Annotated in this window: 15 protein-coding genes; 10 read left to right on the top strand and 5 right to left on the bottom strand. The window is 66.6% G+C overall.

Translation table 11 applies throughout. The features are described 5' to 3' along the window. The first annotated feature begins 27 nt into the window (after nt 1-27). From pgmG to CHB69_RS09960, 5 genes are all read left to right on the top strand, one after another. Nucleotides 28-1410 (top strand): phosphoglucomutase/phosphomannomutase PgmG, encoded by a 1383-nt coding sequence (gene pgmG, locus CHB69_RS09980; RefSeq protein ID WP_089215851.1) that lies wholly within the window; start codon nt 28-30, stop codon nt 1408-1410. Nucleotides 1411-1537: 127 nt separating this feature from the next. Further along, a complete protein-coding gene (lptB, locus tag CHB69_RS09975) occupies nt 1538-2350 on the top strand; it encodes an LPS export ABC transporter ATP-binding protein (protein ID WP_089215850.1) in 813 nt (270 codons plus the stop codon). 139 nt (nt 2351-2489) lie between these two features. After that, complete coding sequence (gene rpoN, locus CHB69_RS09970) at nt 2490-3944, top strand: RNA polymerase factor sigma-54 (protein WP_089215849.1); 1455 nt, start codon at nt 2490-2492, stop codon at nt 3942-3944. Between the two features lie 173 nt (nt 3945-4117). Then, the gene (gene ykgO / locus CHB69_RS09965; protein ID WP_003046794.1) at nt 4118-4243 is read left to right on the top strand and encodes a type B 50S ribosomal protein L36; all 126 of its coding nucleotides are present in this window, start codon (nt 4118-4120) and stop codon (nt 4241-4243) included. A 97-nt stretch (nt 4244-4340) separates the two neighbouring features. Further along, nucleotides 4341-4949, top strand: a complete 609-nt coding sequence (locus tag CHB69_RS09960) for an HAD-IA family hydrolase (RefSeq protein WP_089215848.1) — start codon at nt 4341-4343, stop codon at nt 4947-4949. Between the two features lie 93 nt (nt 4950-5042). On the opposite strand, the gene CHB69_RS09955 is transcribed toward CHB69_RS09960, so the two are convergent. Beyond that, complete coding sequence (locus tag CHB69_RS09955; RefSeq protein WP_245836689.1) at nt 5043-7100, bottom strand: S9 family peptidase; 2058 nt, start codon at nt 7098-7100, stop codon at nt 5043-5045. Nucleotides 7101-7266: 166 nt separating this feature from the next. Between CHB69_RS09955 and CHB69_RS09950 the strand changes: the two genes are divergently transcribed. The 5 genes from CHB69_RS09950 to CHB69_RS09930 all read left to right on the top strand — a co-directional run bounded on the left by CHB69_RS09950 (nt 7267) and on the right by CHB69_RS09930 (nt 11911). Next, nucleotides 7267-9093, top strand: a complete 1827-nt coding sequence (locus tag CHB69_RS09950; protein ID WP_089215846.1) for an aminopeptidase P family protein — start codon at nt 7267-7269, stop codon at nt 9091-9093. A gap of 7 nt (nt 9094-9100) precedes the next feature. Then, complete coding sequence (locus CHB69_RS09945; RefSeq protein WP_089215947.1) at nt 9101-9562, top strand: acyl-CoA thioesterase; 462 nt, start codon at nt 9101-9103, stop codon at nt 9560-9562. Nucleotides 9563-9826: 264 nt separating this feature from the next. Then, a complete protein-coding gene (locus tag CHB69_RS09940; RefSeq protein ID WP_245836688.1) occupies nt 9827-10300 on the top strand; it encodes a hypothetical protein in 474 nt (157 codons plus the stop codon). A 29-nt stretch (nt 10301-10329) separates the two neighbouring features. Continuing rightward, the gene (ribD, locus tag CHB69_RS09935) at nt 10330-11274 is read left to right on the top strand and encodes a bifunctional diaminohydroxyphosphoribosylaminopyrimidine deaminase/5-amino-6-(5-phosphoribosylamino)uracil reductase RibD (RefSeq protein WP_089215946.1); all 945 of its coding nucleotides are present in this window, start codon (nt 10330-10332) and stop codon (nt 11272-11274) included. A gap of 7 nt (nt 11275-11281) precedes the next feature. Further along, complete coding sequence (locus tag CHB69_RS09930) at nt 11282-11911, top strand: riboflavin synthase (protein WP_089215844.1); 630 nt, start codon at nt 11282-11284, stop codon at nt 11909-11911. Between the two features lie 153 nt (nt 11912-12064). Here CHB69_RS09930 and CHB69_RS09925 read toward each other — a convergent pair whose 3' ends face one another. The 4 genes from CHB69_RS09925 to CHB69_RS09910 are packed head-to-tail and all read right to left on the bottom strand — an operon-like array spanning nt 12065 to nt 15249. Next, a complete protein-coding gene (locus CHB69_RS09925) occupies nt 12065-12538 on the bottom strand; it encodes an MmcB family DNA repair protein (protein ID WP_089215843.1) in 474 nt (157 codons plus the stop codon). Between the two features lie 11 nt (nt 12539-12549). After that, nucleotides 12550-13092, bottom strand: coding sequence for a single-stranded DNA-binding protein (gene ssb, locus CHB69_RS09920; RefSeq protein WP_089215842.1), 543 nt, complete (start codon nt 13090-13092; stop codon nt 12550-12552). A gap of 31 nt (nt 13093-13123) precedes the next feature. Continuing rightward, nucleotides 13124-14995: a ferrous iron transporter B gene (gene feoB / locus CHB69_RS09915; protein ID WP_089215841.1), complete on the bottom strand. Its 1872-nt coding sequence runs from the start codon at nt 14993-14995 to the stop codon at nt 13124-13126. Then, nucleotides 14992-15249, bottom strand: a complete 258-nt coding sequence (locus tag CHB69_RS09910) for a FeoA family protein (RefSeq protein WP_089215840.1) — start codon at nt 15247-15249, stop codon at nt 14992-14994. Before CHB69_RS09910 ends, feoB begins: the two co-directional genes overlap by 4 nt. Between the last annotated feature and the right edge of the window lie 56 nt (nt 15250-15305).

The following is a 15305-nucleotide window of genomic DNA, read 5'->3' as shown; positions in this document are numbered from 1 at the left end:
CCCCTCCCCCAGCAAGCGAGCGATCCGATGACCCATGTTTTCCATTCCACGATGCTGCGCGAATATGACATCCGCGGCGTCGTCGGCGATACGCTGACCGAAGCCGATGCCCGCGCGATCGGCCGCAGCTTCGCGACGCTGATCGCGCGCGCCGGGGGCAAAAGGGTCGCGGTCGGCTATGACGGGCGCCTCTCGTCGCCGATGCTCGAGGCGGCGCTGGTCGAGGGGATCAACGCCGCGGGCGTCGATGCGCTGCGCATCGGCATGGGACCGACGCCGATGCTCTATTATGCGGCGTCAACGGAAGACGTCGATGGCGGCATACAGATAACCGGCAGCCATAATCCCCCCGACTATAACGGCTTCAAGATGGTGTTTCAGGGCCGCCCCTTCTTCGGCGTCGACATTCAGCGGATCGGCGCAATGGCGGCTGCGGGCGACTGGGAAAGCGGCGAGGGCGGATCGGACAGCATCGACATCGTCGACGCCTATGTCGACCGGCTGGTCGAGGGTTTTGCGGGCGGCGCCTATCGCATCGGCTGGGACGCGGGCAATGGCGCCGCGGGTCCGGTGGTCGAAAAGCTCACCGCGCGCCTGCCCGGCGAACATCATCTTCTCTACACCGACGTCGACGGTCATTTTCCGAACCACCATCCCGATCCTACCGACGAGAGGAATCTGGCAGACCTCAGGAAGCTCGTCGCCGAGCGAAGCCTCGATTTCGGCGTCGCTTTCGATGGAGATGGCGACCGCATCGGCGCGATCGACGGCGAAGGGCGCGTGATCTGGGGCGACCAGCTGTTGCAGATCTATGCCGCCGCGGTGCTCCGCGAGCATCCGGGCGCGACGGTCATCGCCGATGTGAAGGCGAGCCAGGCGCTCTTCGACCGCATCGCCGAGCTGGGCGGAACGCCCTTGATGTGGAAGACCGGCCACAGCCTTATCAAGGCGAAGATGAAGGAAACCGCGAGCCCGCTGGCGGGCGAGATGAGCGGGCACATCTTCTTCGCCGACCGCTATTACGGCTATGACGACGCGCCCTATGCCGCGGTGCGGTTGATCGAGGCGGCGGCGAAGCTCGGCAAGAGCGTCACCGAATTGCGCGGCGACATGCCCGCGATGGTCAACACCCCCGAAATGCGCTTCCAGGTCGACGAGTCGCGCAAATTCGCCATTGTGGACGAGGTTCTCGATCGGCTTGCCGCGTCGGGCGCCGAGGTGAATCGCACCGACGGCGCGCGCGTGCTGACGGACGACGGCTGGTGGCTGCTTCGCGCGTCGAACACGCAGGACGTCCTCGTCGCGCGCGCCGAGGCGAAGGATGCCGCGGGGCTCGAGCGGCTGGTCGCGGCGATCGACGACCAGCTCGCGCAGTCGGGGGTGACGCGCGGCGAGCCGGTGGGGCATTGAATGAAGGGAAACGCCCTCCCCTGAAGGGGAGGGGCTCAACAGACGCAACAATCGTCCCGCGCAACAATCAGATGCAATAATCCTGCCAGATTGACGCTGGCGCCGCTCCTCGGGTAACGAACCGCCTATGACCGACGATCCCAAGCTCGCGACGCTGACCGAGGCCGACCATGGCGTCGCCGAAAATGTCGCGCATGTTCAGGAAGAAGCGGCGGCGGGCCACGGGCTGGCGGTCGTCTCGATCGCCAAGAGCTACGACAAGCGCGTGGTGCTCTCCGACGTGTCGTTGTCGGTCGGCAAGGGCGAGGTGGTCGGGCTGCTTGGCCCCAATGGCGCGGGCAAGACGACCTGTTTCCATTCGATCATGGGGCTGGTGAAGCCCGACGCCGGACGCATCATGCTCGACGGATCGGACATCACCGCGCTGCCGATGTATCGCCGCGCGATCCTGGGCCTCGGCTATCTGCCGCAGGAAACCTCGATCTTTCGCGGGATGACGGTCGAGCAGAATATCGCCGCGGTGCTCGAACTCGCCGAGCCCGACCGCATCGCGCGCGAGCAAAGGCTCGACGAGCTGCTCGCGGAATTCGGCCTGACCCGGCTGCGCGACGCGTCGGCGATGGCGCTGTCGGGCGGCGAGCGGCGGCGCGCCGAAATCGCGCGCGCGCTTGCGGCGAACCCGTCGATCATCCTGCTCGACGAGCCGTTCGCGGGCATCGACCCGCTTTCGATCAGCGACATTCGCGACCTCGTCGCCGATCTTAAGACGCGCGGCATCGGTGTGCTGATCACCGACCATAATGTCCGCGAAACGCTCGACCTCGTCGATCGCGCGTGCATCATCTATGACGGCAAGGTGCTGCTCGCGGGGTCGCCCGCCGAGCTCGTCGCCGACCCCGAGGTGCGCCGCCTCTATCTCGGCGAGGGTTTCTCGCTGTGACCGCTGCGTTGCGGCTCGACAAATTTGCGTGCTCCCGCGAAGGCGGGAGCCCATCTCCGGCAGGTGCCATTTCGAACCGGCAGGAGATGGGTCCCCGCCTTCGCGGGGACACACGCTTTTGCTGACGGGATAGCCGCTCTTGGCTCTGGGTCCCCGCCTCGATTTACGCCAGTCGCAATCGCTGGTGATGACGCCGCAGCTTCAGCAGGCGATCAAGCTGCTCGCGCTGTCGAACCTCGAACTCGAATCCTATCTGGCCGAAGCGCTCGAAGGCAATCCGCTGCTCGATACGGCATCGGCAGAGGGCGAGGGCGGCGCCGACGAGCCGGCCGACGAAGCGCCCGCCGCCGCGGCCGAAGCGCCCGAGACCGATGCGGCGCTGTCGTCCGACGCCGGGACCGCCGACGATCTCGACGTCGATTTCGCCGAGGAGCGCTTCCATCACGACAGCGCCAGCGATTCGGTCGGCCTGTCGGGGTCGAGCGAAGGAATCGACTTCGACAGTTTCGCCGGCGCCGACGAAACGCTTTACGACCATCTGCTCGCGCAGGTCGGCGAGCGTTTTTCGGGGCTCGAGGCGATGGTCGCCGAGCAGATCGTCGCGCTGATCGACGAAGCCGGCTATTTGCGCGCCGACCTTCCCGAACTCGCGCAGCGGCTGGGGGTGCCGCTCGCGCTCGTCGAGGCGGTGCTCGCAGGGGTTCAGACGTTTGACCCCGCGGGCGTCGGCGCGCGCGACCTGTCCGAATGCATCGCGATTCAGGCGCGCGAGGCCGACCGCTACGACCCCGCGATGCAATGCATGGTCGCGCACCTCGACCTCGTCGCGAAGGGCGCCTTTCCGCAATTGAAGCGCATCTGCGGGGTCGATGACGAGGATCTCGCCGACATGATCCGCGAGCTGCGCGGCTATGATCCCAAGCCCGGGCTGCGCTTCGGCGGCGGCGCGGCGCAAGCTGTGGTCCCCGACCTCTACGTCCGCCGCACCGCCGAGGGCTGGGCGGTCGAGGTCAACAGCGGCACCCTGCCGCGGCTGCTCGTCAACCGACGCTATTACGACGAGCTGGCGCAGGGCGCGGCGGCGAAGAACAAGGCGTGGTTGTCCGAACAGCTCGCGGGCGCCAACTGGCTCGTGCGCGCGCTCGACCAGCGCCAGCGCACGATCGTCAGGGTCGCGAGCGAGATCGTCAAACAGCAGGAGGGGTTTTTCCTCCACGGCGTCGCGCATATGCGCCCGCTGACCTTGCGTCAGGTCGCCGAGGAAATCGGTATGCACGAATCGACCGTCAGCCGCGTGACGAGCAACAAATATCTGTCGTGCGCGCGCGGACTGTTCGAACTCAAATATTTCTTTTCGAGCGGCATTTCGGCGACCGCCGGCGACGGCGCGGTGTCGGCCGAGGCGGTGAAGAGCCGGATCAGGGCGCTGATCGACGCCGAGGACCCGAAGGCGATCCTGTCGGACGAGGTGATCGCGCAGAAGCTCGCTGCCGAAGGCCACGATATCGCGCGGCGCACCGTCGTCAAATATCGCGAGGCGATGGGCTATGGCTCGTCGGTGCAAAGGCGGCGGCAGAAAGCGCTGGCGGGATAATCCTCTTCGTCCCCCCCCGACTCGATCCGGGGTCCATGACGTCGGCGCGGCGATGGATACCGGGCCGAGCCCGGCATGACGAAATTAGGGGAGAGGGGCGGTTGACTTTTTGGCCTTATCCCCATAGTTGCGCCGCTTCGCGTGACAACGCTAGAGATTTACGGACAAGAGCCATGAAGATTCGCAACAGCCTGAAGTCGCTGAAGGACCGCCACCGGGACAACCGCGTGATCCGCCGCCGGGGCCGGACCTATGTGATCAACAAGACCAACCGCCGCTTCAAGGCGCGCCAGGGCTGATGTCCCTGCCGGGGCGATTACCGCCCCTGCGCGATTTGCGAGTTAGCGTAACGCCGTCGGATGCTTCCGGCGGCGCTTTCGCGTGCGTGGGGGACGCATGATTCGGCAAAGCGTGATCTTCGACGTCGGCAAGGTGCTGTTCGAATGGGATTTGCGCCATTTGTTCGCGAAACTGATCGACAATGCGGGCGAGCTCGAATGGTTTCTGGGCCATGTCGTCACCCCCGAATGGCATTTCCAGCACGACGCCGGCCGCCCGCTCGCCGACATGGTGCCCGAGCGCCGGGCCGAATTTCCCGACCATGCGCATCTGATCGACGCCTATGCCGCGCGCTTCAACGAGACGATTCCTGGCCCGGTGCCCGGCAGCCTCGACCTTGTCGAGCGGCTCGCCGCCGCGGGTGTGCCGCTGTTCGCGATCACCAATTTCGGCCATGACTTCTGGCACGGCTTCCGCCCGACCCAGCCGATATTCGACCGTTTCCAGGACATCATCGTCTCGGGCACCGAAAGGCTGATGAAGCCCGATCCCGCGATTTACGCGCTCGCGATCGAACGCTTCGGCATTGACCCGGCGGGCGCGCTGTTCATCGACGACAACCCCGCAAATGTCGCGGGGGCCGAAGCGGCGGGGATTGCGGCGCACCGGTTCGAGGATGCGGCGGGGTTGGAGGCTGAACTGGTGACACGGGGCTATCTGGGCTGATAGCCAATCTCGTCATTCCCGCGAAAGCGGGAATCCGGCTTCTCCGTTCGCTCGCTGGATTCCCGCTTTCGCGGGAATGACAAATATAGTGAATTACTCCTCCACCCCCAGCTGGGTCAGCACGAAGGCATATTCCTCGGCATCCTCGCGCAGCGCGCCCCAGCGGCCCGACTTGCCCGCGTGGCCCGCGCCCATGTTGGTGCGCAGCAGCAGCGTCGCATCATTGGTGCGCGTAGCGCGCAGCTTGGCGACCCATTTGGCGGGCTCCCAATAGGTGACGCGCGGATCGTTGAGCCCCGCCGACACGAGCATCGGCGGATAGGCCTTGGCGCTCACATTGTCGTAGGGGCTGTAGCTCAGCATATAGTCGAACGCCGTCTTGTCGGTGACCGGATTGCCCCATTCGGGCCATTCGCCGGGGGTCAGCGGCAGATCCTCGTCGATCATCGTGTTGATCACGTCGACGAAGGGCACCCCCGCGAGCACCGCGCCCCACAGCTCGGGCGCTTCGTTGTAAACCACGCCCATCACCTGCCCGCCCGCCGAGCGGCCTTCGATCGAGATCTTGCCCGCGCTCGTATAGCCTTTCGCGATCAGGCCTTTCGCGACGTCGATGAAATCGTCGAACGTGTTCTTGCGGCGGCCGGTCTTGCCCGCGAGATACCATGAGCGCCCCAGATCGTCGCCGCCGCGCACATGCGCGATGGCATAGATCATCCCGCGATCGACGAGGCTGAGCCGCGTCGTCGAAAAGCCCGGCGCGACGCGATAGCCGTAGCTGCCATAGGCATAGAGATGCAGCGGCGCGCTGCCGTCGAGCTTCGTCCCCTTCTTGTAAACGAGCGACGCGGGGATCATCGTCTTGCCGTCGCGGCTCGGCAGGTTGACCCATTCGGTTACATATTGTGAAGAATCATAGCCAGAAGGGATTTCCTGCACCTTTAGCGTTTCGAGCGCCCCGCTCGCGACGTCATAATCATAGACGGTGTCGGGGGTGACCATCGATTCATAGTCGAGCCTGAGCTTGTCCTGATGATATTCGGGATTGTCGCCGAGCCCCGCCACATAGGTCGCCTCGGGGAATTTGATCCGCCCGGGGGTCAGCGGCGCGTCGTAACGGCGCACGTCGACCTGATCGAGCCCCTCTTCGCGGCTTTCGAGCACGAAATAGTCGCGGAAGACCGCGAGGCCGGTGATGTAGGTCGAATCGGACCCCGGAACCAGCGTCGTCCATTCGCCCGGCCGTTCGGGAGAGGCGGTCGCGATGCGGAAATTGGGATGCTCGTCGTTGGTGTGGATGTAGAGCGTCCCTTCGCGCTCATCGACGCTATATTCGCGCCCCTTCCGGCGCGGCGCGACGAGCAGCGGCGTGGCTTCGGGATCGTCGGCGGGGAGCAGATAGACCTCGCTCGTCTCGTTATCCCCCGTCGCGATGACGATATAATTGTCCGCCGCGGTCTTGCCGATGCCGACCCCGAAGCCGATGTCGGCCTCCTTGTAGAGCAGCTTGTCGCCGGAAACCGGCGTGCCGAGCTTGTGGAGGCGGACATTGTCGGTGCGCCAATTTTCGTTCGCGAGGCCATAGAGCAGCGCGTCGCTGCCTGCCGTCCAGACGAGCGCCGACAGCGTGCCCGGAATCACGTCGGGCAGCAGCTCTCCCGTATCGAGGTTGCGGAAACGCACCTCGAACCGCTCGGAACCATTGTCGTCGAAGGCATAGGCCATCAGCCTGCCGTTCGGGCTTACCGCCATGTCGGCGAGGCGGAAATATTCCTTGCCCGCGGCGAGCGCGACTTCATCGAGGATCAGCTGCGGCTCGCCGCCCGCGGCCGGCCTGCGATACCATTTCTTATATTCGGCGCCCTGTTCGAACTCGATCCAGTAGAGCCAGTCGCCGTCCTTTTGCGGCACGCTCGCATCGGCTTCCTTGATACGGCCCTTCATCTCCTGGAACAGCGTCTCGACCAGCGCTGCGTGCGGCTTCATCGCCGCCTCGAAATACGCATTCTCGGCCTTCACATAGGCCAGAATATCGGCGTCATCGACCACCGGATAGCTTTCGTCGCGCAGCCAGTGCCACGGGTCGGACAGCGTTTCGCCGTGGAGCGTCAATTCGTGCGGCCGCTGTTCGGCGAGGGGCGCGGAAGGCATTTGGGTCAAATCGCGGTCTTTCTCTTGGGCCGAAAGCGGCTGGGATACGACAAGCGGGGTGGCAATTGCGGCCAGAAACATCCAAATAGCGCGCATAGACCGACACCCCCGCTGCGCCGCCCCCTCTGGGCAGGAACGGCAGCGATGTAGGAACAAGGAAGCAAGCATGTCCACCCCCGACTATCGCGCCCGTCTCGCGAAGCTCCGCGCCGAACTCGCGCGCCGCGGCCTCGACGGTTTCGTGATTCCGATCAGCGACGAGCATATGAGCGAATATGTCGGCGCCTATGCGCAAAGGCTCGCATGGCTCACCGGCTTCGGCGGTTCGGCGGGCACCGCGGCGGTGCTGCCCGCAAAGGCGGCGATCTTCGTCGACGGGCGCTATACGGTGCAGGTGCGCGATCAAGTCGACGGGTCGCTCTACGACTATGTGGGGGTGCCGCAGTCGAGCGTCGCCGAATGGCTTGGCGCCAATGTCAGCGCGGGGCAGAAAATCGGCTATGATCCGTGGCTCCACGGCATCGACTGGGCGCGCGGGCTGGCGAAGGCGCTCGAGGCGAAGGGCGCCGAGCTGGTCGCGGTCGAGAGCAATCCCGTCGACGCGGTGTGGGACGACCAGCCCGCGCCGAGCGACGCGCCGGTGACGGTCTATGACACACGGCAGGCGGGCCAGTCGGCCGCCGACAAGCGCGCGGTGATCGCCGACTGGCTGAAGACGCAGGGGCTCGACACGACGGTGATGACCGCGCTCGATTCGATCGCCTGGACCTTCAACATTCGCGGATCGGACGTCGCCCATACCCCAGTCGGGCTCGCCTTCGCGCTGCTCCACGCCGACGCGACCGCCGACCTGTTCATCGCCCCCGAAAAACTCACCGACGCGGTGCGCGCGCACCTCGGCAACAGCGTGCGGATCCATGATCGCGACGCGTTCGAGGGCGCGCTCGCGGGTCTCGCCGGCAAGAAGGTCGCGGTCGATCCCGACCGCGCGGTCGCGGCGATCTTCACCGCGCTCGAGGCGGCGGGCGCACACATCGCGCGCCACCGCGACCCCGCGGTGCTGCCCAAGGCGATCAAGAATGATACCGAACTCGGCGGCACCCGCGCCGCGCATGTCCGCGACGGGGTCGCGGTCGCGCGCTTTTTGAAATGGATGGAGGAGACGGCGCCGCAGGGCGGGCTCGACGAGCTCGGCGCCGCGGCGAAGCTCCGGGCCTTTCGCGACGAAAGCGGCGCGCTCGTCGACCTGTCGTTCGATACCATTTCGGCGGCGGGGCCGAACGGCGCGCTGCCGCACTACAAGGTCGATGAAACGACCAACCGCAAAATCGAGACCGGCACGCTCTACCTCGTCGATTCGGGCGGCCAATATGCCGACGGCACGACCGACATCACGCGCACGATCGCGATCGGCACGCCGACCGCCGAAATGCGCCGCCGCTTCACGCAGGTGCTCAAAGGCCATATCGCGCTCGCCACCGCGCGCTTTCCAAAGGGCACGCGCGGCAGCCAGCTCGACATTCTGGCGCGGCAATATCTGTGGGCCGACGGGGTCGATTATGCGCATGGCACCGGCCACGGCGTCGGCGCCTATCTGGCGGTTCACGAGGGGCCGCAGCGCATCGCCAAGCCCGCCGGCGGGCAGGCGGGGACCGAGGAGCCGCTGCACGCGGGGATGATCCTCTCCAACGAGCCCGGCTATTACAAGGCTGGGCATTTCGGCATCCGGATCGAAAATCTGGTGATCGTCGTGCCCGCCCGGATCGACGGCGCCGAAGAGGAGATGCTGGGATTCGAGACGATCACCTTTGCGCCGATCGCGCGCGATCTGGTCGAACCGGCGCTGCTCTCGCCGGCCGAGGCCGACTGGCTCGACGCCTATCACGCGCAGGTTTTCGAGAAACTGGCGCCGGGGATGAGCGAGGGCGACCGGGCATGGCTCGAAGCCGCCTGCGCGCCGATCGCGCGTGCTCCCGCAGCGCTCGCGGCCTGATCCGCGGATGACCGGTCATCGCAGCGCGGTGCCGCTCGGCGACTTTCGCGTGCGCGAGGTGATTCGCGTGCGCTTCAACGAGATCGACGGGCAGAATATCGTCTTCAACGGCAATTATCTCGTTTACGCCGACATCGGCGTCACCGAATATTTCCGCGCGCTCGGCGAAGGGCAGCCCGGACCCTATTTTCACCAATATGGTACAGATATTCGCGAAACCCATTGCGAAATCGACTATCACGCGCCGGCGCGGCTCGACGAATTGATCACCATAGCAGCGCGGATCAGCCGGTTCGGACGAACCAGCTTCACACTCCACTGCGGCATTTTCCGCGACGAGGAGCGGCTGACCGACATCGAAATCAGCTATGCGCATGTCGACAGCGACAGCGGCCAGCCGACGCCGCTTCCGGGCACATTTATCGCGGAAGTCCGGCGATTCGAGATGCGAACGCCGCTTCAGGACTGATCGGGAAAGACCCCGATTCGCGAGGGGCGGTGCGACTCTCAACCAAAAAAGTCGAAAAAAAGGGCCGCCCGAAGGCGGCCCGTGAAAGTTTTGGGAGAGGATGCCTAAAAGGCAAGTGTGATATTGCACTGCACAATGAATTGTGCAACTGCGAAATCAGCATCCGTGATTGCATTTTTTGCAACTGGTAGCGCTAGCAATCTTCGTCGCGCGCAATCCTCGCTTTTGCTCGCCATCCTGTCCACGATCGCCTAAATTGGCGCGATGGGAATGTTGAACAATTGGGATATCGGCGGCGGCGTCTCCGACTTCTGGGACTATGTCCGCCAGCCGCGGCCGCACCGCTGGACGAGCTGGGGCGTGGCGATCGCGATCGCGATCCTGCTGTTCTGGGGATTTGGAAAATATCTGATCCCCTATGAAAAGCCGAAACCGCAGATCATCTATTTCGAAAATTGGAAGGCCGACCGCAGCGAGGCCGATATTCGCGCCGACTGGATCGCGCGTGCCAGGGAAACGACGCGCGAAAATGCACGGCGCCGCGCCGAATTCCAGAAGCTCGCCGATATGATGGGGGTCGATTATGATTCGCGCGAAGCCGACAGGGTGACGCGCGAAACCTTGGGCAAGGAAGCCGACACCCTCGACGAAAAGCCCGCGCCGCCCAAACGCTCGACGCTCGCCGAGCGCGCCGCGCGGACCCCGCCGCCCCCCGCCGACGAGGCGCCGCGGCGCTGATGCAGCGACCGCGCGCCGATGCCGACTGGATGGCCGCCGCCGTCGCGCTGGCATGGCGCGGGCGCGGCCTGACGGCGCCCAATCCCAATGTCGGCTGCGTGATCGTTGCGAAAGAGCGGATCGTCGCGCGCGGCCGGACCCAACCCGGCGGCCGTCCGCACGCCGAAGCAATGGCGCTCGCCGCGGCGGGCGATGCGGCGCGCGGAGCCACCGTTTACGTCACGCTCGAACCTTGCGCGCATACGAGCGCGCGCGGCCCGTGCTGCACCGACAGCCTGATCGCCGCCGGCGTCGCGCGGGTGGTGGTTGCGGTGCAGGACCCCGACCCGCGCACCGATGGCCAGGGTATCGCGCGGCTGCGCGCGGCGGGGATCGCGGTGGAAACGGGCGTGCTCGCGCAGGAAGCCCGCGCGGCGATGGCGCCCTGGTGGTTGCGCGCGACGCACGGGCGGCCGTTCGTGACGCTCAAGCTCGCGACCTCGCTCGACGGTTGCATCGCCATGCCCGACGGGTCGAGCCGCTGGATCACCGGCGACCGCGCGCGCGCGCACGGCCATCTCGAGCGCGCGTTGCACGAGGGCATATTGGTCGGGCGCGGCACGCTCGCTGCCGACAGGCCGCGGCTCGACGTGCGGCTCGCCGGGCTCGAGGCGCGCAGTCCGCGGCGTTTCCTGCTCACTCGTGGGGACGCCCCCGACGGCTGGACCGCGCTTGCCGGACCCGAGGCAGACCCCGGCGTCGATTCGCTGCTCGTCGAGGGCGGCGCGGGGGCGGCGTCGGCCTTCCTCGCTGCCGACAAGGTCGACCGCCTGCTCCTCTATCGCGCGCCGATCCTGATCGGCGGCGGCCGGCCTGCGCTCGGCGACATCGGCCTCGCCGACCTTGCGACGGCGCACGGCCGCTGGCGGCTCGCCGACAGCCGGATGCTTGGCAGCGACCGGCTCGACGTCTACGAGCGCATCAGGAAGGATTGACCGCTTCATGTTCACCGGAATCGTCACCGACATCGGCACCGTCCGCGCGCGCGAGGATCGCGGCGATACGCGCCTGATTATCGGCACCGCCTATGACGTCGACACGATCGACCTCGGCGCGTCGATCGCCTGCTCGGGCGCGTGCCTGACCGTGGTCGACAAGGGGGTCGATGCGGGCAGCAACGGCCCCGCGGGCTGGTTCGCGATCGACGCGAGCGCCGAAACGATCGCGCGCACCGCGCCCGGGATGTGGGACGTCGGCCGCCGCCTGAATCTCGAACGCGCGCTCAAGGTCGGCGACGAGCTTGGCGGGCATATCGTCACCGGCCATGTCGATGCGGTCGGCCGGATCGTCGCGGTCGAACCCGTCGGCGACAGCGTCAAGGTCACCGTCGAAGCCCCGGCGTCGCTCGCGCCGCACATCGCGCCCAAGGGCTCGATCACGCTCGACGGCGTCTCGCTGACGGTCAACGAAGTGACCGATCAGCCGGGCGGAGCCGCGCATTTCACGCTGAACATCATCCCGCATACGCAGGCGGTGACGACGCTCGACGAAGCCGCGGCGGGGCGGCCGGTGAACCTCGAGATCGACGTGCTCGCGCGCTATCTGGCGCGGATGCAGCAGGTGCGGGGTTAGCCGGTTTCACGCGAAGACGCGAAGGCGCGAAGAAGAAGGTCTGGGGCCGTCAGGCCCTCTTCACCATCGACGGCACAGCCAGAGGCAACGACGAATAGGCAAAGGCCACTCCGCGGCAGACATGGTCTCTTCGCGTCTTCGCGCGAAAAAATTTCAGACGCCCTCGCCCCATCCGGCCGCCAAATCGGGGTCGGCGGCGACCATAGACCGCCGCATCGCGAGCCGTCCGATCCGCAGCAGCTCGGCCTTGCGGCGCGCGGGCGCTAGGTCGCAGCGTGCCGCCTCGCGCACCACTGCGGCGCCATAGCGGTCGGCGACGATCAGGCCCGAGGTTTCGGGGCGGTAATCGGGGGTTTCGAGAATCGCGGGATCGAGCCCCGCCGCGAGCGCCCAATAGAAATGGTCGCACCAGTCGCAATAGTCGGGCCATTTGCCGTCGCCGTGCAGGTCGGCGCGGCTGACCTTGATCTCGACGATCGTGATCCGCCCTTTCGCGTCGATCGCGGTAAGGTCGGTGCGCCGCCCGTTGGGCAGCGGGACCTCGGGAATCGCGACGAGCCCGGCCTGCACGAACAGCCGGCACACGCCGCGCGCGACGTCCGCGGCGGTCAGCAGGTCGCTCGCCATGCCTCAAATCCTCAGAAGGGGACGTCGTCGTCCAGATCGTCGTCGAACGGGGGGCGGCCGCCACCGCCGCCGCTTCCGCCGCCGCCCTGGTTCCAGCCACCGCCGCCCGAGCTTCCGCCCGAAGCGCCGCCCTGATCCCAGCCGCCCGACGATCCGCCGCCCTGGTTCCAGTCGCTGCCGCCGCGCGATCCGCCGCCGCCCGGCGCGCCGTCGAGCATGGTCAGATTGCCGCCCATGCCCGCGATCACCACTTCGGTCGTATAGCGGTCGTTGCCGTCGCGGTCCTGCCATTTGCGGGTGCGGAGACTCCCTTCGATATAGACCTTCGAGCCCTTCTTCAGATAGCGCTCGACGACGCCGACCAGCCCGTCGCCGTTGATCACGACATTATGCCATTCGGTGCGCTCCTTGCGCTCGCCGGTCATCCGGTCCTTCCACTGCTCGGACGTCGCGATGCGGATATTGGCGATGCGGCCGCCGTTCTGGAACGACTTGATTTCGGGGTCGGCGCCCAGATTGCCGATGAGAATAACCTTGTTGACGCTGCCAGCCATCGCCGCTCCGCTCCGCTAGATGTGAAAAGGATCAGCCGAGCCCGAAGGCAACCGCCGTCCAATAGGTGATACCAGCAGCGGCATAGGCGAGCAGGAACAAATAGCCAACCATGAACATTGGCCATTTCCAGCCGTTGGTCTCGCGCCGGGTGATCGCGATCGTCGAAATGCATTGCGGCGCAAAGACGAACCAGGCGAGAAAGGCGAGCGCGGTCGCGAGGCTCCATCGTCCCTGCAACCGCTCGCCCAGCGACTGCGACATCGCTTCCTCGTCGTCGCCGGCGTCGATCGCATTGGCGGTCGCGAGCGCCGAGACCGCGACCTCGCGCGCCGCCATCGCGGGGATCAGCGCGAGCGCGATGTCATGGTTGAAGCCGATCGGCTTCACCGCCACCTCGAGCCCGCTCGCGATGCGGCCCGCGATGCTGTAATCGACCTGGCGCATGTCGCTGTCGGCCGGGGCCTTGGGAAAGCTGAGCAGCAGCCACAGGATCACCGTGGTCATCGCGATGATCGTGCCCGCGCGGCGCAGGAAGATCCACGCGCGCTGCCACAGGCCGATCGCAATGTCGCGCAGCCGCGGCATCTGATAGCGCGGCATTTCCATCATGAAGCTCGCCGAATTGCCGCGCGCGACGGTGCGGCGCAGGACGAAGGCGACGACCAGCGCACCGACGATCCCCGACACATAGAGGCCGAACAGCACGAGCCCCTGCAGCCCGACCGGCGATCCGCCGACCGCGCGGTCGGGGATGAAGGCGGCGATGATCAGCGCATAGACCGGCAGCCGCGCCGAACAGGTCATCAGCGGCGCAATCAATATCGTCGTCAGCCGGTCCTTGGCGTCGGGAATCGCGCGCGTCGCCATGATGCCCGGAACGGCGCAGGCGAAGCTGGAGAGGAGCGGGATGAACCCGCGCCCCGACAGGCCGACCTTCGCCATCAGCCCGTCCATCAGAAAGGCGGCGCGCGTCATATAGCCCGAGGCTTCGAGCAGCAGGATGAAGAGGAAGAGGATCAGGATCTGCGGCAGGAAGACGACGACCGCGCCGACCCCGGCGAGCAGCCCCTCGACGATCAGCCCGCGCAGGATAGTGTCGGGCATCGCGCCGACGACCCATTGCTGGAGCAGGCCGACCCCCGATTCGAGCAGGTCGGCGGGCGCTTCCGCCGCGGCATAGACCGCCTGAAACATCACGAACATCAGCGCGAGCAGGATCAGGAAGCCCGCGACCGGATGCAGCAACACCGCATCGACGCGCTGCGTCCAGCGGCGCACCGGCGTTTCCGACAGGGTGGCGGCGCGCGCGATCGCGCGGGCGCGCCGGTGCAGCGCGACGTCGCCGGGCGGCGGTGCGGCGTGCGTGTGCGTTTCGAGCTGGTGGACCAGTATTTCATGGTCGATCGCCGCGAGCAGCTCGGACAGGCCGCGGCGGCGCACCGCGACGGTCGGCACCACGGGAACGCCGAGTTCGCCGGCGAGCCGCTCGGCATCGAGCGTCAGCCCGTCGCGCTCCGCAAGATCGAGCATGTTGAGCGCAACGACGGTCGGCAGGCCGAGCGCGATCAGTTCGAGCGCGAAGCAGAGATGATTGTCGAGATTGGCGGCGTCGACGACGATGACGATCGCGTCGGGGCGCTTCTGTCCCGCCTGCTGCCCCAGCACGACGTCGCGCGTCACCGCTTCGTCGGGGCTCGACGGGGTGAGGCTGTAGCTCCCCGGCAGGTCGATCAGCGACAGCGGGCGCCCGTCGGCGAAGCTCGCGTGCCCCGCCTTGCGCTCGACGGTGACGCCGGGATAGTTGGCGATCTTCTGCCGCGCGCCGGTCAGCGCGTTGAACAGGCTCGACTTGCCGGCGTTGGGGTTGCCGGCGAGCGCGATCGTGGGAATGGCACCGGTCATGCTGCGGCCGCGATCGCCTCGACCTCGATGGCGGCGGCCTGCCTGGCGCGGATGATCACCTGCATCCGTCCGACGAGAAGCGCGAGCGGCTCGCGCGAGAAAAGGCTGCCGCGGTGCAGCGGCGTGATCTCGACCCCCTCCATCAGCCCGAATTCGCGCAGGCGGCGTCCCTCGTCGTGCGAGAGGAGCGGCCAGTCGATGCGGGCGATGCGCACGGGGGTTCCGAGCGGCGCGGAATCAAGTTTCGCGATCATTTGCGAGCGATTATCAATAACGGTGCGCCAATGCCAGCGTTTGTTTTGCCGCCGGC

Origin of the sequence: Sphingopyxis indica (assembly GCF_900188185.1) — a bacterium.
Taxonomy (GTDB): domain Bacteria; phylum Pseudomonadota; class Alphaproteobacteria; order Sphingomonadales; family Sphingomonadaceae; genus Sphingopyxis; species Sphingopyxis indica.
This window is presented reverse-complemented; position numbering and strand designations above follow the sequence as displayed.